The sequence below is a fragment of the Marinitenerispora sediminis genome (assembly GCF_003336425.1).
Lineage (GTDB): Bacteria > Actinomycetota > Actinomycetes > Streptosporangiales > Streptosporangiaceae > Marinitenerispora > Marinitenerispora sediminis.
The window spans coordinates 1-19,384 of the sequence record NZ_QEIO01000106.1; the positions used below are offsets into that span (position 1 = coordinate 1).

The window sequence follows — 19,384 nt, forward strand, 5'->3', positions numbered from 1 at the left end:
GCGGCGCCATCGACACCGGAGGCTCCGGGTCCGGCGAGCGGGAGATCACCGTGACCGCGTTCGCCGGCCCGTGGGGCGAGCTGTTCGAGGAGTCCTTCGTCGAGCCGTTCGAGCAGGAGACCGGAATCACCGTCAACGTGGTCACCGGCACCGACGCCGACTGGCTCACCAAGCTGCGGGCCGCCAACGGCTCCAACCCGCCCTTCGACGTCGTGGCCCTCACCTCCCAGACGTTCAACCAGGCCGTCACCAACGACGTGCTGGAGCCCCTGGACACCGACCGCATCGAGAACTGGTCCCAGCTCAACAGCGTGCTGGTGGACCAGTCCGCCGCCGACGGCGAGTACTACGGCGCCCCGCTCACCACCGGCTCCAACGGGCTGCTGTACCGCACCGACGAGATCACCGACCCGCCCGCCGACTGGACCGACATCTTCGACGAGGAGTACTGCGGCCACGTCGCCCTGCCCCCGCTCACCTACAACGCGGGCCTGGAGTTCTTCTCCGCCCTGGTCGCCCAGGACGGCGGCGAGCTGTCCAACCCCGACGACGTCGACCGCGCCTTCGACCGGCTGGAGGAGCTGAAGGGCTGCGTCTCCGCCTACCCGGCCGACGCCGGCAGCGTCTCCACGGTGCTGCAGAACGGCGACGCCTGGATCGTGCCGTTCTGGGACGGGCGGGCGTTCGCGATGGAGGCCGAGGGCGAGCCCATCGGGTTCACCTACCCGGAGTCCGGCGCGGTCGGCGCGCTGACCTCCTACTACATCCCCGCGGGCACCCCCAACGCCGACGCCGCCTACGAGTTCCTCAACTACCTGACCGCCGCCGAGTACCAGAAGACGTTCGGCGAGGGCACCTTCTACGCGGCCGGCAACGACACCATCGAGTACAGCCCCGAGTTCGACGCCAAGGTCGAGCACGGCGAGGACGTCTACCAGGACTTCACCTGGGTCGACTACGCCGCGGTGACCCCCAACCTCAACGAGTGGCAGCAGCGGTGGAACGAGATCTTCCGGTGACCTCCCCCGACCCGCTCCGCCCGGCCCCCGCTCCGGCGGCGGGCCCGGCGGCGCACGTCGTGATCGAGGAGCTGGCGGCCGGCTACGAGGGCACCCGGGTCCTCGACGTCCCCGAGCTCACCATCCGGCGCGGCGAGTTCCTGTCCATCCTCGGACCGAGCGGGTGCGGCAAGACCACCCTGCTGAACGCGCTCGCCGGGTTCGTGCGCCCCTCCCGGGGGCGGATCAGCGTCGACGGCGCGGACGTCACCGACGTCCCCCCGCACCGGCGCGGCCTCGGCCTGGTGTTCCAGAACTACGCGCTCTTCCCGCACCTGACGGTGGCCGGCAACGTCGCCTACGGGCTGAAGGTACGCCGCGTCGAACGGGCCGAGCGCCGGGAGCGCGTCGCCGAGGCGCTGCGGCTCGTCGGCCTGGAGGGCTACGCCGACCGCCGCCCCCGGCAGCTGTCCGGCGGCCAGCAGCAGCGCGTCGCCGTGGCGCGCGCCCTGGCGACCCGGCCGGCGGTGCTGCTCCTCGACGAACCGCTGTCCAACCTCGACGCCAAGCTGCGCCGCGAGATGCGCGTGGAGCTGCGCGAGCTCCAGCAGCGGCTGGGCATCACGATGGTGTTCGTCACTCACGACCAGGAGGAGGCGCTGTCGCTCTCCGACCGGATCGCGGTGCTGAACGGCGGCCGGGTCGAGCAGCTCGACACGCCGGAGCGGGTCTACCGCGCGCCGGCCAGCCGGTTCGTCGCCGAGTTCGTCGGGGCGGCGAACATCCTCGACGGGGTGGCCGACGGCGGCGGCGTGCTGCGGATCGGCGACACGGTGCTGCGCACCGGCCTGCCCGGACCGGAGCGGGGGCGGCCCGCCGTCCTCGCGCTGCGCCCGGAGCGGGTCCGCCTGCACACGGCGGCGGCCGAGCCGGCTAGCGCCGACGCCGGCTCCGGCGGCGCCGCGAGCGGGGTGCTCGGCTACCGGGCGTTCGTCGGGGACGCCTGGCACTCCGAGGTCCACCTGGCCGGCGGGGCGACACTGAGCGCACGCACCCACGCCGAGCCGCCCCCGCTCGGCAGCGAGGTGACCGCCCGCTGGTCGGCCGAGGACGTCATCGACCTCACCACCGCGCCGGCCGAGGAGGCGCGGTGACGCGGACGTCCCCGACGCGCGGCCGGGCGGCCGGCGCGGGCTACGCGCTGCCGGCGGTCCTCTTCCTCGCCGCGCTGTTCGCCGTGCCGCTGGCCCGGATCCTGGAGCTGAGCCTGCACCCGGTGGACGGCACCGGGAACCCGCTGCCGGAGTTCTCGCTCGTGCAGTACCAGCGGGTGCTCACCGAGCCGTTCTTCGCCGAGTCGCTGCGCTCCAGCCTGCTCACCGCCCTGCTGGTGACCGTCCTGTGCCTGCTGCTCGGCTACCCGGTGGCCTACGCGCTGGCGCGCACCCGCCCCGGGGTGCTGCGCACCGTCATGTTCGTCATCGTGGTCTCGCCGCTGCTCACCAGCGTGGTCGTGCGCAGCTACGGCTGGGTGGTGCTGCTGTCGGCCAACGGCGCCGTCAACCGGTTCCTCGTCGCGACGGGGCTCGCCGACGCGCCGGTCCCGCTGCTCACCAGCTACCTCGCCATCGTGGTGTCGGTCACCCACGTGCTGCTGCCGTTCGCCGTCATCCCGCTCACCACCGCCCTCGGCGGCATCGACGGCAACCTGCGGCGCGCCTCCCAGATGCTGGGCGCCGGGCCGATCCGCACGTTCTGGCGGATCACCGTCCCGCTCAGCCTGCCGGGCGTCGCCACCGGCGCCCTGGTCGTCCTGCCGCTCGCCATGGGCATCTACATCACGCCGCTGCTGGTCGGCGGCGCCAACCGGCCGCTCGCCGGGCTGCGCGTCTACAGCCAGATCACCAGCGTCTACGACTACCCGGTGGCGGCGGCGCTGAGCTTCACGCTGCTCCTCCTCACGCTGCTCTGCGTCACCGTCCTGGGCTCCGGATTCCGATTCTGGGAGAGGCGGCTGTATGGCTGACGCCCCCGCCGCTGAGCGCGCCGCCACCGGGCGCGCGGCGGCCGCCCCATCGCGCCCCCGCCGCCTCGGGCGGCGGATCCTGGGCGGCGCCGGCCGGGTCGCGGCCGCGCTGCCGGCCGCGCTCGTGCTGCTGTTCCTGGCGGCGCCGATGGCCGTGCTGGCGATCAGCTCGCTGAACGCGACGGCCTCCCTCGCGTTCCCGCCCAGTTCACTGTCCCTGCGCTGGTACGCCGAGGTGCTCGGCTCGCAGGAGTGGGCGGTGTCCCTGCGGCTCAGCGGGCTGCTGGTGCTGCTCGTGGTCGCCACCACCGCGGCCCTGGGCACGCTGGCCGCCTACGCGGTGGCCCGCGGCGACTTCCCCGGCCGCCGCGCGGTCGCCGGGTTCGCGCTCTCCCCGCTGATGGTGCCCGAGATCATCATCGCCCTGAGCCTCCTCTACTACTTCCAGGGGCTCGGCCTGGTCAACACGATCGCCGGCCTGTGGCTGGCGCACTCGGTGGTCGCGCTGCCGTTCGTGGTGCGCACGGTCATGGTGAGCGCCCAGAACCTCGACCCGACCCTGGAACGGGCCGCCGCCAGCCTCGGTGCCGGCCGGCTCCGGGTGTTCTGGACCGTGACGCTGCCCCTGCTGCGTCCCGGCATCCTGGCCGGCGCGGTGTTCGCGGCCGTCACCTCGCTCGGTGAGGTGGCCGTCACGGCGCTGGTGTCCGGCGCCAACACCACCACCGTGCCGGTCCGGATCTTCTCGGCCGTGCAGTTCGAACTCGACCCGTCCGTCGCGGCGATCTCCACCCTCCTCATGCTCGCGAGCGTGCTGGTGATGGTGGTCGTCGACCGCTTCACCCACCTGTCGGAGGCGCTGTGACGCACCCCAGCGGACAGCGGGCGGCCGCCGCCCGCGTCGGCATCGACGTGGGCGGCACGTTCACTGACTTCGTGCTGCGGACCGGCGGCGCCGCGGCGGCCGTCCACCACAAGGAGCCGAGCACGCCGCATGACCCCGCCCTGGCGGTGGCGCGCGGCCTGCGCACCCTGCTCGCGACCGCCCGCCTGGACCCCGCGGACCTGGCCGACATCACCCACGGGACCACCATCGGGCTCAACGCGATCATCCAGCGCCGCGGCGCCCGGATCGCACTCGCCGTGACCGAGGGCTACCGCGACATCCTGGAGATCGGCCGCAGCCGCATGCCGTCCTCCTTCGACCTGCACGCCGCCCGCGAGGAACCGCTCGTCCCGCGCGACCGCGTCGTGGAGATCCCCGCCCGGCTGGACCACGAGGGCACCCCCGCGCGGGTGCCCGACGACGCCGAGCTGGCCCGCGCCGCCGAGCGGCTGGCCGCGACCGGCGCCGACGCCGCGGCCGTCGTCGTCCTGCACGGGCACACCGACCCCGCCTTCGAGGCGGCCCTCACCGGCCGGCTCGCCGCGCTGCTGCCCGACCTGCCGCTGGTCTCCTCCGCGGCGGTGTGGCCCGAGGTCCGCGAGTACGAGCGCACGCTGGTCGCCTGCCTCAACGCCTACATCCAGCCGCTGATGAGCCGCTACTTCGACCGGCTGGAGCAGCTGCTCGGCGAGATCGGCGTGCGCGCCCCGGTGTACATCGCGGCGTCCAACGGCGGCTCGCTCAGCCTCGCGGCCGCCCGCGAGCGGCCCATCGAGACCGTGCTGTCCGGCCCGGCCGCCGGGGTCACCGCCGCCACCCGGCTCGGCGCGGCGGCCGGCACCGACCGGATCATCACCTTCGACATGGGCGGCACCAGCAGCGACATCGCGGTCGCCGTCGGCGGTGAGCCCGAGTTCGCCACCCGCACCACCATCGGCGGCCTGCCGCTCGTCCTCCCCGTGGTCGCCGTCGGCGCCATCGGGGCGGGCGGCGGCTCCGTCGTCCGCGTCGACGAGCACGGCGTGCTCAAGGTCGGCCCGGACAGCGCCGGCGCCGACCCCGGCCCAGTGTCCTACGGGCGCGGCGGCTCCCGGCCCACCGTCACCGACTGCTACCTGGCCACCGGCGTGATCGGCGCCGACACCTTCCTCGGCGGGCGGATGCCGCTGGACGCCGCCGCCGCGCGGAGCGCCCTCGACGCGGTCGCCGCCGCCAGCGGGCTCGACGGCCGGGGCGCGGGAACCGCGGCCGGTGACGGAGCCGCGGCCGGTGACGGAGCCGAGGCCGGTAACGGAGCCGCGGCCCGGCGGGCCGCGGACGGCGCGCTGCGGATCGCCACGGCCGGCATGGCGGTCGAGCTCCAGAAGACGCTGGCCCAGCGCGGGCTCGACCCCGCCGAGTTCACCCTCGTCCCCTTCGGCGGTGCCGGGCCCACCCACGCCGCGCTGCTCGCCGAGGAGGTCGGGGTCGCCGACATCCTCGTCCCGGCCGCCGCCGCCACCTTCTGCGCCATGGGCGCCGCCGACGCCGACCTGCGCCGCGATCTCGCCCGCAGCCTGCGCCGCCCCCTCGACGCGGAGGGCGCCGCCCGGCTCGGCGAGATCCTCGCCGAGCTCGCCGGGCAGGCCCGTGCCTGGCTCGCCGGACAGGGCGGCGACCCGGTGGCCGAGCCGGCCGTCACCCTCGCCGCGGACATGAGCTACATCGGCCAGGCCCACGAGATCCGGGTGCCGATCGCGGCGGAGCCGGGCGGCCCGGTGCCGGGGGCCGACGCGCTCGCCGAGGCGTTCCACGTCGAGCACGAACGGTTGTACGGGTTCCGCGACGCCGGCGCGCCGATCCGCATCGGCACCGCCCGGCTGGCCATCACCGCGCCGCGGCCGACCACCCCCGCGCCCCCGGTCCCGCCGGGGAGCGGGCCGCCCGCACCGCTCGGCGAGCGCACCCTGCTGCTGCGCGGCGAGAGCGTCCGCGCGGCCCGCTACGACCGGGCCGCGCTCGGCGCTGGCGCCACCCTCTCCGGGCCGGCCATCGTCGAGCAGACCGACACCACCGTGCTCGTCCCGCCCGGCTGGACGGCGGCCGTCGATCCCACCGGCAACCTGCGGCTGACGAGGACCCGCCCGTGAACCCGACGGGCGGCCCCGCCCCGCGCCGGCCCGGCGTTCCGGCCCGGGCACCGGCCGCCGTGCGCGGGCGGGAGCTCCTGGTGACCGCGAGCCGCCGCAGGCCCTCGCGCTGCGCCGCCGTCCGCTGCTCCCCCCGCCCGCCGGCGGGTGTCCCCACGGAGGAACCCAGATGAGGCTCGACCCGGTCACCCTGGAGATCATCGGCAACAAGCTCGGCGCCCTCACCGAGGAGATGTGCCTGACGCTCCAGCGGACCAGCCGCTCGCTGTACGTCAAGGAGACCGCCGACTTCGCCTGCGCACTCGCCGGACCCGACGGCACCTTCACCGCCTATCCGCGCGGCATCGGGGTGTCCGGGTTCGTCGGCCTGGAGGTGCGCACCGCGGTCGAGCAGGCGGGGCCGCTCAGCCCCGGGGACGTCCTCATCACCAACGACCCGTACCACTCCGGCGGGCTGGCCACCCACCTCACCGACATCCAGCTCATCGAGCCTTACTTCCACGACGGCGAGGTCATCGGCTACGGCTGGGCGTTCATCCACTGCTCCGACATCGGCGGCCGGGTGCCCAGCAGCCTGTCGCCGACCAACGACGAGATCTACCAGGAGGGCCTGCGGATCCCGCCGGTGCGGCTGGTCCGGGCCGGCGAGCGGGTCCCGGAGGTCGCGGCGCTGCTCGCCGCCAACAGCCGCACACCCGACGCCAACGAGGGCGACCTGCGGGCCATGCTCGCCGCGCTGCGCACCGGCCGGGAGCGGCTGGCGGCCGTCGTCGCCGCGCACGGCGCCGACGGCGTGCGCGCCGCGCACGCCGACCTCGTCGAGTACAGCGCGGGCAAGGCGACCGCCGCGCTCGCCGGACTGCGCGACGGCGAGTACCGGTTCGTCGACCTGCTGGACGACGACGCGGTCTCGCCCGTCCCGGTGCGCATCAGCGTCACCGCGCACCTGGAGGGCGGCCGGCTGCACCTGGACTTCACCGGGTCCGATCCGCAGGTCGCGGCGGCGTTCAACATCGCCAGCCATGCCGGCAGCGGCCGCGCGCACGCCTGGATCACCACGCGGGTGCTCGCGCTCATCTGCACCCTGGACCCCGAGATCCCGCTCAACGGCGGCATCATCCGCCCCATCACCGTCACCGCGCCCGAAGGCTCGGTGGTCAACGCGACGGCCCCGGCGGCCGTCGGCATCCGGCACGCCACCGCCTCCCGGGTCAACGACGCCCTCGGCGGCGCGCTCGGCCAGGCCGCCCGGGAGGTGCTGCCCGCGGCCAGCAGCGGGCTGGTCGTGCCCGTGGTGGTCGCCGAGCAGCGCGCGACGGGACAGAACGTGCAGGTGCTCGAACCCATGGTCGGCGGCACCGGCGCCCGGTACGGGGCCGACGGTGTGGACGGCCGGGACAGCGGCATCTCCAACCTGTCGAACAACCCGGTGGAGACCGTGGAGACCGAGATCGGGGTCCGGGTGCTGCGCTACGCGCTGCGCCCCGACTCCGGCGGGCCCGGGCGGTGGCGCGGCGGCACCGGGCTGGAGCTGTCGTTCGAGGTGGGGTCCGACGACGCGCGGCTGCTGGCGCGCGGGCTGGAACGGCTGCGGTTCCGCCCGTGGGGCGTGGCCGGGGGCCGGTCGGGCGCGCCCGCCGAACTGGTCGTCAACGAGGGCACGCCCGGCGAGCGCCGGCTCGGCAAGATCGACGTGCTGGGACTGGCCCGGGGGGACGTGGTGACCCTGCGGACCTCGGGAGCGGGCGGGTACGGCGACCCGTTCGACCGCCCGGCCGAGGAGGTGCTGGCCGACGTGCGCCGCGGTGTGGTCTCGGTCGCGGCGGCCCGCCGCGACTACGGGGTGGCGGTCGCGGTGACCGCCCACGGCCCGGCCGTGGACGAGGCGGAGACCGGCCGGCTGCGCACCGCCCGCCCGCCGGCGGACCGGTCCGCCGAGGTCGGCCCGGAGCGCGCGGCGTGGGACGCCATCTTCGACCCGGCGCCGGTGGACCGGCTGGTCGCGGCGCTGTTCCGGCTCCCCGCCGCCCGCCGGCACGCGCGCAGGGTCGCCGTGTACACCGCGGTGCTGGCCGCGCTGCCCGCCGGGTTCCCGGCGGTGGCCGCGACCCCGGAGGAGGGCGCGGCGGCGCGGCGGGTGCTGGCGGCCGAGCTCGACCGGCTGGTGGCCGAAACCACCGATGAGGCGGGTGCGGCGGGTGCGGCGGGGTGACGGCTGGCCCCGGAAGGGCGGCGGTGGCCCGCTCAGGCCGCTCGGCGGACCTGACACCGGCGGTCCGTACCGCGGCGCTCCGCCCAGGCCCGGCCCCGTCAGCGACGGGGAGCGGGCGCACCCCGTGCGGCCCATCTCGGCTCCGGGGCGGCGGGCGGCCGTCCGCGGACACCGCGGGCAGGCCCGGCCGTGCGGGGCGGCGGCCGCGACGGCAGGACGGATCTCGGCAGGCGAGCGGGCGGCGGACCTCGGCGTAGGGGAACGGCGCGGACCATGCCGGACGTCCCCGCGAGCCGGTGCGCGCGGCCGGTGGCCCGAGCGCCTCTGCGGGGCCACCGCGCGAGGAAGGGCGGGGAGAGCCGCGAAGATCCCCGAAGGGGAGGTAGCGACCGGCCTGGCCGGGCCGCGCGGACCGGGGACGCGGGCGGTCCGGCGTGCTGAGCGGGCGGACGGCGGAGCGACGCCGTGGGCCCGCATGCGGACAACTCGTACCGACGACAGACGGGATCGACCATGATGACGGACACCATGGCCGCGGGCGGCGGGGGAGACGTTCGACCGGCGGCTCCCGGGGCGGGACGGAGCGACGCCGACGCGGCGCGCGACGCGGCCGTCTCCGCCGTCATGGCCGGCTACCGTCCCGGCGGCGTCGACCCCGCCGCACTCGCCGACCTGTACCGGGACCTGCACACGCACCCCGAGCTCTCGTTCGCCGAGCACCGCACCGCCGGTGCCGCCGCGCGGCGGCTGCGCGACGCGGGGTACGAGGTCGCCGCCGGTGTCGGCGGCACCGGGGTCGTGGGCGTGCTGCGCAACGGTCCCGGACCCGTGGTCCTGCTGCGCGCCGACATGGACGCGCTGCCGGTGCGGGAGCAGACCGGGCTGCCGTACGCGAGCACCGCGCAGGCGCCGGGTCCGGACGGCGTGCCAGTCCCGGTCATGCACGCCTGCGGCCACGACATGCACGTCAGCTGCCTGGTCGGAGCGGCGGAACTGCTGTCCGCCGGCCGGGCCCACTGGGGCGGAACCGTCATGGCGGTCTTCCAGCCCGCCGAGGAGATCGGCGCCGGCGCCCGCGCGATGCTGGACGACGGCCTGTACGGCCGCTTCGGCACGCCGGACGCGGTGTTCGCCCAGCACGTCTTCCCGCTCCCCGCCGGCCGAGTGGCGTACCGGCCGGGCCTGGTGCTCGGGGCGGCGGAGAGCTTCGACATCACGCTGTTCGGTGTCGGCGGCCACGCGTCCCAGCCCGAGCGGGTGGTGGACCCGGTGGTGATGGCGGCGGCCACCGTGCTGCGGCTGCAGACCGTGGTCGCGCGCGAGGTCGCCCCCGCCGAGCAGGCCGTCCTCACCGTGGCGAAGCTGCGGGCGGGGGAGAAGGAGAACGTGATCGCCGACCACGCCACGCTCACCGTGAGCATCCGCGCCTACGACCAGGACGTCCTCCGACGGGTGGTGGCCGCCGTCCACCGCATCGCCGACGCCGAGGCGGCGGCCTCTGGGGCCCCGCGCCCGCCGGAGTACCGCGCGATCAGCTCCTTCCCGACCACCGTCAACGACCCGGAGGCGGCGGAGCAGGTCGGCGCCGCCTTCAGGGCGCGCTTCGGCGCCGAGCGGGTGGGAGAGATGGCGCAGCTGATCGGCAGCGAGGACGTCGGCGTGTTCGGCACGGCGGCAGGCGTCCCCTCGGTCTTCTGGGGCCTGGGCGCCGCCGCAGCGGAGGGTGAGGCGCCGGGCAACCACACGCCGCACTTCGCCCCGGTGGTCGAGCCGACGCTGTCGGCGGGAGTGGAGGCGCTGGTGGCGGCGGCGCTCACCCGGCTGGTGCCGGTGGCCGGGTGAGGGACCGACCCGCCCAGGCGGCAGGCGGGCAGCGGGCGAAGCGCTCCGTGCCGCCGACGCGCTGACCGGTCCGCCGTGGCTTGTCAGCCGGCCGCTTCGACGTGGGCCGCCAGGTTGGCCAGCGAGGAGGCGAGTCCGGACTCGTGGACCGCCTGGTCGATGCCCGGCGGCACGTCCACCGCGGTGACGGTCACCTCGGTCCCGGCGCCAGCGGCGGCCAGGTGCCAGGTCAACGTCATGGTGCCCGCGTACGACGGGTCCTCGGCCTCGAACACCGCCCGCTGCACCACGCGCTCCGGCCGCAGGAGATCGGCGAACTCGACCTCGACGACATCCGTCGCATCCGAGGTCTTGCCGGGGCTGCCGGCGGGGTCGAGGTAGGTGAGGACCATACGGAACCCGCCACCGGGCCGGGGCTCCCACCACTCGACCCGCCCGCGCATGCCGTCGGGCGGCAGCCACGCTTCGAGGGAGGCCCGGTCGAGCAGGGCGGCGTAGACAGTCGTCGGCGGTGCGGCGATCACCCTGCGGGCGCGGTCCGTCCGGTTCATAGCCCGATGGTAGGGCTCGCCGGGCGCCGCTGGGCCCGGTCAGCGTCGGAGGCGTGAGCCCGGCACCCCGACGAGGGGGACGGAGGCGCCGGGCGGTCGCGGGCGGCGGTCAGGCCGGGCTGGGCTGCGGACGCACCAGCCGGATCACCTCGGCGGGCCCCCGGCAGGTGACGGTGAACCACACGGCAGAGGTGTCGGGGAGGGGACAGTTGGAGCGCCTCATAGAAGTGTCCACGTGGGACAGGGCCGAGATCCTGATCGTGCCCCACCCGACGTGGAACCATCCGGGCCTCGACGGCGGATTCCGGATGCTTCGGTTGCCGGGGGTGCGGACGATTCTCTATCTGGAGACCACTGCGGAGGGCAGTGTGATCGTCGCACCGGCTCTGATCGAGGAACACGCATCGCTCTTGGGTGATCTGAGGGCGCTCGCTCTCCCGCCGGACCCTTCACGTGCCCTCATAGACGAGGTGCGAGGAGAGTGCACGTGAGCACGTTGCGGACACTTGGCACAAGGCGTCGTACAGCAAGGGCGACACGAACTGCGTTGAAGTGGCGTACACGGAGGTGGGCGGAGCGGCGATACGTGACACCCAGCACCGCCGCTTCGGACACCTGGCATTCGGTACTGACGAGCGCCTCTAAGCGCGAAGCGAGGTCCGTTGACACGGAGAAAAGCAACGCCTTCGATCCGACACGGATCACCCCCGGAAACGTTCCTGGGGCGAGCACGCCTCCATGCTCGGTTCCTTCGTCACCCTGGACTTTCCGGGAGAGGACTATCCAGACGTCGTGTACCAGGAGTCCCAGATGGACCTGTCCCGTGCCCAGTGGCGCAAGAGCCGCCAGAGCGGCAACAACGGCGGACACTGCGTCGAAGTGTCAGCGCTTCCGGGTCGAGACGTGACCGTGGAGAACAAGGCTGGCGAGGATGCGGTGTTCGTGGTTCGCGACTCGAAGAACCGCGACCGCGCTCCACTAGTCTTCACCCGCGCCGAGTGGGACGCCTTCGTGGCCGGCGTGAAGAACGGTGAGTTCGACAGCGCTGCCCTACTCGCGGCTATGCGGGCAACGGCGACGCTCTGAGAATCAGATCGGAGCCACCAACCCCGCCAAGACCTCCTCCGCGTGCGTCCACAGCAGCGCCGCCCCCGCGTCCGGCAGCAGGTGGTGGCGGGCGTTCGGCAGGCGGCGGGACAGCCGCGTGCCGTGGTCGGGGGAGTGGGTGGCGCCCGGGTCGTGGGCGCCGTACCAGAGGTGCGCCGGCACCGTGATCGCGGTCAGCGCGAACGGCCAGCGCCCGAAGGTCAACGCCAGGTCCCGCGCGTAGCCGGCCGCGCCTTGGGCGAAGCCCTCCGCCAGGGCGCGGCGGTACGCGGGTTCGAAGCGGGGATCGGTGTAGACGGCGCGGTCGGCGGCCGAACTCGTGTCCATCACGATCCGCCACAGCGTCTCGGCGTTCATGCTCCTGGCGAGCGACGCCTCGAACCCGGCCGGGTCCGTGCGGGCGGCGCCGACCATCCCCGCGACCTCGGCGGGCAGGAGTCCAGCGAGCTGCGGATCGCCCAGGTCGTCCTGGCCGGAGACCACCGCCACCGCCTGCACTACCCCCGCGGCGGCGCACGCCAGCGCGAACGGCGCGCCCTGGGAGAAGCCCACGGCCAGCGGATCACGCAGCCCGAGCGCCGCCACCAGATCCGCCACGTCGCGCGCCCAGCTGTCCAGCGTCCGCCCTGGATCGGGGTCCGAGGCGCCCAGTCCCGGACGGTCCACCGCGACCAGCCGCACGCCGAGCCGCTGCAGCAGTCCGGCTCCGAACCCGAGGCTGCGCCCCATGGCGGCGCCGGAGCAGAACAGCACCGGACGACCGTCCACCGGTCCCCACGCCGCCCACCCCAGCCGTCGGCCGCCGGGAAGCGCGGTCGTGCCGGCACGCTCGGGTTCCACCACTCCAAGATCCACGCCGGGCAGCGTAGGGGGCGCCCCCCGGGTGCACCAAGTGATTTACGGGACGAGGGGGGCCGGTCCGCGCGTCCACGGCCGTGGACCCGGCGCGGTCGAAGAGCAGGGAACCATCGCTCATGGATGGCTGCGCAACGTCCAGCTGTGGTCACATAACGTGATGCGTGCCAGGTCGGCGGGGTGCTACTCTCCGTGACGAAGGTCCAGGGAGACCTGGCGACCGTCACGTGAGAGGAGCGCACCCATGACCCGACTGCGCAACTGCCTCATCCTGATGACCACCGCCGCGCTGCTCAGCCTGGCGACCCCCGCCGTGGCCGACGACGAGATGGCCGCGCTGAGGCGTGTCACCGTCAAGGTGAAGTGCACGAAGATCCGGCTCAGCGACAACAGCGGTGTCGGGCACGTCTTCGGCACCGGTACGGCCAAGACCTACGCTCTCGCGGAGAAGGCCGCGGTCAAGAACGCCAACGACCAGATGCCGCGCGGCTACCGCGCCAAGCACTGCCACCCCGTCCGCTGACCAGAAGAGCTGACCAGAAGAGGATGCGCGTTGTCCGAGAACCCCGACCTGTACGAACTGCGGCTCGGCGTCTACGGGACCCCTGACGAGGTCGCCCGGCTCGCCGAATCGGCTCGGGGCATGCTCGGGCAGCGCGCCCGCGGTCCGGCATCCGCGCTCTCGGCGTGGGCACTGCGCGTCGACTCCGGCGACCAGCCCATCGAGCCCGCGGCCGGGGACGAGGTCCCCGCGTCGGAGATGACCGTCGCGGAGATGTACGACGACCTGCCCCAGCAGTGGCGCGACGAGCACCCCGGGGAGGAACCCGGGGCGCACACCACCGCGGTGATCCGGGCCGGTGTGCTGGCGCCGGAGGACACCGCCTACGACCTGCTCGACGCCCTCCAGCGGCTGGCCTGCCCGGACCCGGAGCACAGCGGGCCGTGCCCGATCCCCTGGCAGGCCGGGCTGACCCCTCCGGGTGAGGAAGACTCCCGGGCCTATCTCGGGTACCACTACGGTCATCTGCGTGGTGGCGGCCCGGGCGCGGCGTGAGGCGGCCGCCTCAGAGTTCGAACTCCTCGGTGAGGACCCGGTCCGCGCTGATCCCCTCGTCCCGGAGGCCGGCAGCCACCCGCTCCACGAACCCGGGGCTGCCGCACACGAAGAAGCGTGCGCGCCGGGCGGCCGGGCCGACCCTGCGGAGCACGTCGCGCGCGTCGAAGTCCGGACGGCCCGCCCCCGGGCCGGACACCGCGTTGACGTAACCGGCCCCGAGGCGGTCGCGGAGTTCGGCGCCGAACACCGCCTCCTCCGGCGAGCGGGTCACGTGGAACAGCGTCACGCCGGCCGGGTGCCGCCGCACCAGTTCCACGAACGGGGTGATCCCGACCCCGCCCGCGACCAGCACTGTGGGCCGGTCGCCCACCCGCGCCTCGCGGGTGAACGTCCCGTACGGCCCGTCGACGAACACCGTGTCCCCGGGGCGCAGCGCGCGCAGCCGCTCCGTGAACGGCCCCGCGTCCCGGACGGCGAACGCCAGCTCGCCGTCCGCCGCGCACCCCACCGCGCTGAGCGGGTGCGACGGCGCGAGCAGCGCGGTCCGCAGGTGGTAGAACTGGCCGGGCGCCGGACGCGGCGCGCGGCGGCCCTCCGGCGCGAGGGCATAGCCGGTGACGGTGTCGCTGAGCCGCTCGGTCCGCACCAGCCGGTACCGCGGGGACAGCAGCGGTCCTGCGAGCCGCCAGGCGCAGACCGCCGCGAACGAGCAGGCCAGCGCCAGCCAGTACGCCCGCAGCCACGGCAGTTCGGTGAGGAACGTGCCGAGGTAGTAGGAGTGCACGAACACGAGCACCGCCAGCGGATAGGACAGGTAGTGCGTGTAGCGCCAGGTCCGATACCGCACCGCGGCGCGCAGCAGGGTGCTGGTGAGCCACAGCGCCAGGAACATGCCCACCGCGACGCGCCCCAGCGACGTGAACGAGGACTCCGGCCAGGTGAAGTCGATCCGGACGAGGTACCAGAGGTCATGGTGCTCGGCGGTCATCTCCAGGAGCGGGTGCAGCAGCACGAAGAACGCCCCGCCCGAGCCGAGCCAGGCGTGCAGCCGGACCACGGCGACCCGGTCGGCGGTCAGCAGGGCCGAGACGCGCCGCGCACCGAGCAGCACCTGCCACCAGATGAGCAGCGCGCCGAGGAAGCCGGTGACGTTGGCCAGGCCGGGCAGGGTCCCGCCGGCCTCGTCCAGCCGGCCGAGCAGGGGCAGGAACGGCAGCGCCGAGAGCCCGATGGCGGTCGCCACGTGCGACACGCGCAGCCGCGGCGCGGCCTCCGGTCCGGCCCGCCGAGGGAGGGTGCTGTCACGTTCGGTCATCCGGAGCGTCCTCCGCGCGGTGGTCGTTCAGTCGGGGCGGTGTCAGTCGTGGCCGGTCGCGATGGCCGGTGGTGGTCCCGGTGGCGTCCCGTCCGCGGGGCGCGCACGCGCCAGGCGCCCGGAGCGGCCGGCGGGGCGCAGGCCGCGTCAGGCGGTGTCATCGGCCACCGCCTCCGCGCGGTAGTCGCCCAGGTTGGCCGAGCGCCGCACCCGTCCCTCGCGGTCGACGGTGAGCCAGGCCGCTGACGGGTCCAGTTCCGCGACCTGCCTTGGTCCCGCCCGGGTGCCGAGGATGACGAGGCACGTGGCCGCCACCTCCGCCGCCGCCAGGTCGGTGGCCAGCACGGTCGCCTGCAGGCAGTCGGACTCCGCCGGCCGACCGGTCCGCGGGTCGAGGACGTGGTGCGCGGCGCGGCCTTCCCGGTCCCGCCAGGCGCGTCGGGTGACGCTGCTCGTGGCGACGGCGACCCTCTCAGTGAGCGCCAGAATGTCCGCCGGCCCGGTCCGCAGCGGGTGCGCGACACCGATCCGCCACGGCGGGTCGGCCGGGCTCCGCCAGGCGACGAGGTCACCGCCGGCGTCGATCAGGCCGCGGCGGACCCCCCGCTCGCGCAGCCCGTCGGCGGCCTGCTGCACGCTCCAGCCCTTGACGAATCCGCCCAGGTCCACGGCCAGGCCGGGCGAAAGCGTGACGAGTCGGCGGTCGTGGTCGATCTCCACTCGCGGCGGCGACGCGGGAGCCGGCGCGGGCGGGGCCGCGCCGGCCCCCGGCGCGGGACCGGCCGCGATCTCCGCGAAGTCGCGGTCGTACCCCAGCGCCGCTATCTCGGCCCCGAGGAACGGGTCGAACACACCGCCGGTCCGCCGCTGGAACTCGCACGCCGCGGCCAGCACCGCGGTGAACATCGGCGCCACCCGGACCGGGCGCCCCTGCGCCGCGCCCACCCGGCGGGTGTCGCTGTCCGGGGCGAACCGGGTGAACACCCGTTCCACCTCGCGCAGCCAGCCCAGCGCGGCCACCGCTTCCGCGGGCGCCAGGCCGGCGACGAGCACGTCGGTGCCCATCACCCGGTCGCGGACCGCTCGCCCGCTCACCGGCCGTGGAGGAGGGCCCGGCTGCTCGGGCCGGGCACCGGTCCAGGCACCGCCCGGTTCCGCCCTACCCATACCGGTCACCAGCGCCGGCGAGCGGACCGCTGCCCCCGGGGGCCCGCCGGTCCCGGGCGCCCGGCGGGCCCCCGGCGCACGGACGTGCCCGGCCCGGCAGACCCGGTACCACCGGGGCGCCGCCCAAAGACGCGCGTCGGGAGCCGCACGCGCTGCTGGTGTCCGGCGGCACGGGAGCCCTCCCCGCTGCGGCCAGCGGCGCGGCGGGACGGATCACGAGCCCTGGGTGAAGGTGGTGAGCACGGCCGGGTCCAGGGTCTCCCCGGGAGTGAAGACGGCGCCGACGTCCGCCAGCAGCTCTCCCTCCCGTGCGGCACCCGCGGGCAGGTACTCGACCTGGGCGCTGCTGCTGTCGGGCTGGTCGCCCACCGTGATGGTGCCGCTGTGCAGCACCCGGTTCTCCCAGCGGATGTTGCCCTCGATCCGGTAGGTGTAGCGGCCGGCGGGCACCGGGCGGCCGTCGCGGTCGGCGCCGTCCCAGTACACGGTGTGCCGGCCGCTCGGTTGCGCGGGGCGGCTCGCGCTCTCGACCTCGGCCTGCGACGCGGACTCCCAGCCCGAGGTCTCGCGCCACAGCGAGAGCGACATCGGGCGGCGCGCGTAGCCGCCGTTGGCGGTGAAGCTGGTGGCGAACAGGGTGCGGACGTACTCGCCGTCCTCGTCCTCGATCCAGATCGCGATCTGGTTGCTGGCGAGCTGGGGCAGCCGGTTGAGCTGGTAGCTGACCGCTACCAGCCCGAGCGTGTCAGCGGCGGGGACGGGGGCGCCCGGCTCGGCGTCGCCCGGCGCCGGGCTCGGGCCGGCCGCCACCGACATCGGCGGCCGGTCGGCGACCTGGTAGCCGAAATGGGCGCCGGCGGCCACGGTGGCCACGCCGGTGACGACCACCAGCGGCACGACCACCCGGATCCTGCGGTCGGGCATTCGGCTTCGGTCCTTTCGTGGGGAGCGGGGCGGCCACCGTCCGCCCCGCTCGACGTCTCCGGCTCGACCGCGCAGGCCGGTTTCCCGTTCCCGCCACGGGAGGCCGGTTTCCCGTTCCCGCCACGGGAGGCTGTCCCCGACCGCGGGTCGCTCCGGCCGCGCGTCGCTCCGGCCGGGTGGCGGTGCCGCCGGTCAGTGGAAGGCGAACACCCGCGCGGGTCCGCCGAAGCCGCCGCGGTGCTTGGACGCGCCGACCACGATGGTGGCCCCGCTGGCCGGGACGCTTCCCAGGTTGTTGAGGTTCTCGATGCCGTACAGGCCGGCGGGCAGCAGGATCTGGTGGGTGTCGGGGTTGTCCGACCCGCCGGCGTCCAGCGAGGTGCTGTCCACCCCGGCCCCGACGATCGACCGCTCCTCCACCAGGAACGCGGTGGCCTCGGGGTCGATCCCCGGCCAGCGGAACACGCCGTCGGGCCCCTGGTTGAGGTAGGCGCCGGGGATGTCCACCCGCTTGCTCCAGCCGGAGTCCATCGCCACGAACGCGCCCTTGGGGATGCGCCCGTAGCGGCGCTCGTAGCGGCGGATGTCGGAGAGCTCCAGCCGGGCGCTGGCGTCGTTCTCCGCACGGTCCCCGATCCGGATGACCACCAGGGGGGCCACCAGGGACTGGACGGGGATCTCGTCGAGGAACCCGCTCTCGTTGGAGAAGTGCGCCGGAGCGTCGATGTGCGTGCCGCTGTGCTCGTCCAACGTCATGACGTAGGCGTTGAAGCCGTCGGTCTCCAGGAAGCGCCGCTGCTCGTAGACCGGCGGCGGTGACAGCGGGTAGAAGATCGGGAAGTCCGCGCTCAGCGTGTGGGTGAGGTCCTTGACCTTGCGCCGGAGAAGCCCCTGGGCGTCGGCGTGCGCGACGACTCCGGTAGGCAGCACGGAGACGGCGGCGGCCACGCCGGTCACCCCCGAGAGCCGGAACAGGTTGCGGCGCGACACCGCCTGGCCGATCATCGACCGCTTCTTCGGCTCGGGCTCGCCGGCGACCTGGACCGCGCCCTCCTCGCCCGTGCGGCGGACGTAGGGGTGGTCGTCACCGAGCCGGCGCTTGTCCGACTCTCCGTAGTCGATCTGCTGCATGACGTGCGGACCGCACATGGGAACGCTCTTTCCGATGACGCCTTACTTGAAGGCTGGGGGATGACAGACACGTTCTCAAGCTAAGATGCCTGAAGAACATAAGGGTTCTGATACTTACTGTCGAGACGCGGAGATCACAGTGGCCACGTCCGGTCAGGGTGCCGGGGCTTCTGCGGCACGCGCGCAGCAGGCCGCCGGGGGTGAGCGCTCGGCACGCCACGCAGGCGTCTTCCGTTCACGCGCCGCGCGGCTGTGTTGCGTTCAAGCGCCACTCAGGCTAAGACAAGATCTCGCACACCACCGTGCCGGGGGTCAGCACCGCTCCGACGTCGGCGGACAGGCCGCGGACGGTGCCGGCGCGGTGGGCGAGGATCGGCTGCTCCATCTTCATCGCCTCCAGGACGACCACGAGATCGCCCTCGGCGACGTCCGCGCCGTCGGTGACCGCGACCTTGACCACGGTGCCCTGCATCGGCGTGGTGAGGGCGGCCCCGCCGGCCGCGGCGGCGGACCGGCGTCCGGCGGAGCGGCGCCGCGCGGACCTGGCCGGGACCGCGGCCGCGGCCGCCGGGGCGGGTACCCCCACCAGGTCGGCGGGCAGCGTCACCTCGATCCGCCGGCCGTCCACCTCGACCACGGCGCTGCGGCGCTCGGCGGGTGCGCCCGCCTCCGCCGCGGCGCCGTCGAACGGCGGGATCCCGGCGGCGAAGCCGTTCTCGATCCAGCGCGTGTGGACCGTGAACGGGCCGCTGGTGCCGACGGTCTCCGGGGCGAAGGCCGGGTCGGCGACGGCCGCGCGGTGGAACGGCAGCGACGTCGCCATGCCCTCCACCGCGAACTCGGCCAGCGCCCGCCGGGCCCGCTCCAGGGCCTCCCGCCGGTCGCGGCCGGTGACCACCAGCTTGGCCAGCAGCGAGTCCCACTCCGGACCGACGACGGTCCCCGCCTCGGCCCCGGCGTCCACCCGGACCCCGGGCCCGCCCGGCACGCGCCATCCGGTGACGGTGCCCGGCGCCGGCATGAAGTTGCGTCCGGCGTCCTCGGCGTTGATCCGGAACTCGAAGGAGTGCCCGCGCAGCACGGGGTCGTCGTAGCCGAGTGGTTCGCCTTCGGCGATGCGGAACATCTCGCGTACCAGGTCGATTCCGGAGACCTCTTCGGTGACGGGGTGTTCGACTTGG

At 74.8% G+C, this 19,384-nt stretch carries 18 protein-coding genes and 1 pseudogene; 12 read left to right on the forward strand and 7 right to left on the reverse strand.

Going from position 1 to position 19,384, the window contains the following annotated elements; all coding sequences use genetic code 11:
• From DEF28_RS18925 to DEF28_RS18955, 7 genes are all read left to right on the forward strand, one after another.
• Positions 1 to 1,019: ABC transporter substrate-binding protein (locus tag DEF28_RS18925; RefSeq protein WP_147281073.1), on the forward strand; the 1,019-nt coding region annotated here is incomplete at its 5' end.
• The gene (locus tag DEF28_RS18930) at positions 986 to 2,152 is read left to right on the forward strand and encodes an ABC transporter ATP-binding protein (protein ID WP_233515401.1); all 1,167 of its coding nucleotides are present in this window, start codon (positions 986 to 988) and stop codon (positions 2,150 to 2,152) included. The genes DEF28_RS18925 and DEF28_RS18930, both read left to right, overlap by 34 nt.
• Complete coding sequence (locus DEF28_RS18935) at positions 2,149 to 3,024, forward strand: ABC transporter permease (RefSeq protein WP_114398914.1); 876 nt, start codon at positions 2,149 to 2,151, stop codon at positions 3,022 to 3,024. The genes DEF28_RS18930 and DEF28_RS18935 overlap by 4 nt, the downstream gene beginning before the upstream one ends.
• Positions 3,017 to 3,889, forward strand: a complete 873-nt coding sequence (locus tag DEF28_RS18940) for an ABC transporter permease (protein WP_114398915.1) — start codon at positions 3,017 to 3,019, stop codon at positions 3,887 to 3,889. The genes DEF28_RS18935 and DEF28_RS18940 overlap by 8 nt, the downstream gene beginning before the upstream one ends.
• Positions 3,886 to 6,039, forward strand: a complete 2,154-nt coding sequence (locus DEF28_RS18945) for a hydantoinase/oxoprolinase family protein (protein ID WP_114398916.1) — start codon at positions 3,886 to 3,888, stop codon at positions 6,037 to 6,039. The genes DEF28_RS18940 and DEF28_RS18945 overlap by 4 nt, the downstream gene beginning before the upstream one ends.
• 169 nt (positions 6,040 to 6,208) lie before the next feature.
• Positions 6,209 to 8,251 carry a hydantoinase B/oxoprolinase family protein gene (locus DEF28_RS18950; protein WP_114398917.1) on the forward strand — a complete coding sequence of 681 codons (2,043 nt, stop codon included), beginning with the start codon at positions 6,209 to 6,211 and terminating at the stop codon, positions 8,249 to 8,251.
• Positions 8,252 to 8,764: 513 nt separating this feature from the next.
• Positions 8,765 to 10,093, forward strand: coding sequence for an amidohydrolase (locus tag DEF28_RS18955; RefSeq protein WP_233515402.1), 1,329 nt, complete (start codon positions 8,765 to 8,767; stop codon positions 10,091 to 10,093).
• An 83-nt stretch (positions 10,094 to 10,176) separates the two neighbouring features.
• Here the strand turns inward: DEF28_RS18955 and DEF28_RS18960 are convergent, their stop codons facing one another.
• Positions 10,177 to 10,644: an SRPBCC family protein gene (locus DEF28_RS18960; RefSeq protein ID WP_114398918.1), complete on the reverse strand. Its 468-nt coding sequence runs from the start codon at positions 10,642 to 10,644 to the stop codon at positions 10,177 to 10,179.
• Positions 10,645 to 10,817: 173 nt separating this feature from the next.
• On the opposite strand from DEF28_RS18960, the gene DEF28_RS18965 reads away from it, so the two are divergent.
• The 3 genes and pseudogenes from DEF28_RS18965 to DEF28_RS18975 all read left to right on the forward strand — a co-directional run bounded on the left by DEF28_RS18965 (position 10,818) and on the right by DEF28_RS18975 (position 11,730).
• Entirely contained in the window at positions 10,818 to 11,135 is a 318-nt protein-coding gene (locus DEF28_RS18965) for a Scr1 family TA system antitoxin-like transcriptional regulator (RefSeq protein WP_147280167.1), read from the forward strand.
• Positions 11,136 to 11,160: 25 nt separating this feature from the next.
• A pseudogene (locus tag DEF28_RS18970) lies at positions 11,161 to 11,289 on the forward strand (DUF397 domain-containing protein); the annotation flags it as partial.
• Positions 11,290 to 11,382: 93 nt separating this feature from the next.
• Positions 11,383 to 11,730, forward strand: coding sequence for a DUF397 domain-containing protein (locus DEF28_RS18975; RefSeq protein WP_309485829.1), 348 nt, complete (start codon positions 11,383 to 11,385; stop codon positions 11,728 to 11,730).
• 3 nt (positions 11,731 to 11,733) lie between these two features.
• Here DEF28_RS18975 and DEF28_RS18980 read toward each other — a convergent pair whose 3' ends face one another.
• Positions 11,734 to 12,606 (reverse strand): alpha/beta fold hydrolase, encoded by an 873-nt coding sequence (locus tag DEF28_RS18980; protein ID WP_114398920.1) that lies wholly within the window; start codon positions 12,604 to 12,606, stop codon positions 11,734 to 11,736.
• A 244-nt stretch (positions 12,607 to 12,850) separates the two neighbouring features.
• On the opposite strand from DEF28_RS18980, the gene DEF28_RS18985 reads away from it, so the two are divergent.
• Positions 12,851 to 13,129: a hypothetical protein gene (locus DEF28_RS18985; protein WP_114398921.1), complete on the forward strand. Its 279-nt coding sequence runs from the start codon at positions 12,851 to 12,853 to the stop codon at positions 13,127 to 13,129.
• Positions 13,130 to 13,159: 30 nt separating this feature from the next.
• Positions 13,160 to 13,663 carry a hypothetical protein gene (locus DEF28_RS18990; RefSeq protein ID WP_114398922.1) on the forward strand — a complete coding sequence of 168 codons (504 nt, stop codon included), beginning with the start codon at positions 13,160 to 13,162 and terminating at the stop codon, positions 13,661 to 13,663.
• 10 nt (positions 13,664 to 13,673) lie between these two features.
• On the opposite strand, the gene DEF28_RS18995 is transcribed toward DEF28_RS18990, so the two are convergent.
• From DEF28_RS18995 to DEF28_RS19015, 5 genes are all read right to left on the reverse strand, one after another.
• Entirely contained in the window at positions 13,674 to 14,981 is a 1,308-nt protein-coding gene (locus DEF28_RS18995; RefSeq protein ID WP_114398923.1) for a ferredoxin reductase family protein, read from the reverse strand.
• A 147-nt stretch (positions 14,982 to 15,128) separates the two neighbouring features.
• Complete coding sequence (locus tag DEF28_RS19000; protein WP_158562876.1) at positions 15,129 to 16,076, reverse strand: FAD:protein FMN transferase; 948 nt, start codon at positions 16,074 to 16,076, stop codon at positions 15,129 to 15,131.
• A 285-nt stretch (positions 16,077 to 16,361) separates the two neighbouring features.
• On the reverse strand, positions 16,362 to 17,072 hold the full coding sequence (locus DEF28_RS19005) for a DUF2271 domain-containing protein (RefSeq protein WP_114398925.1): 711 nt from the start codon (positions 17,070 to 17,072) through the stop codon (positions 16,362 to 16,364).
• 192 nt (positions 17,073 to 17,264) lie between these two features.
• Positions 17,265 to 18,221, reverse strand: a complete 957-nt coding sequence (locus DEF28_RS19010; RefSeq protein ID WP_114398926.1) for a cyclase family protein — start codon at positions 18,219 to 18,221, stop codon at positions 17,265 to 17,267.
• Positions 18,222 to 18,480: 259 nt separating this feature from the next.
• On the reverse strand, positions 18,481 to 19,384 hold a 904-nt coding region (locus DEF28_RS19015), incomplete at its 5' end, for a biotin/lipoyl-containing protein (RefSeq protein WP_309485830.1).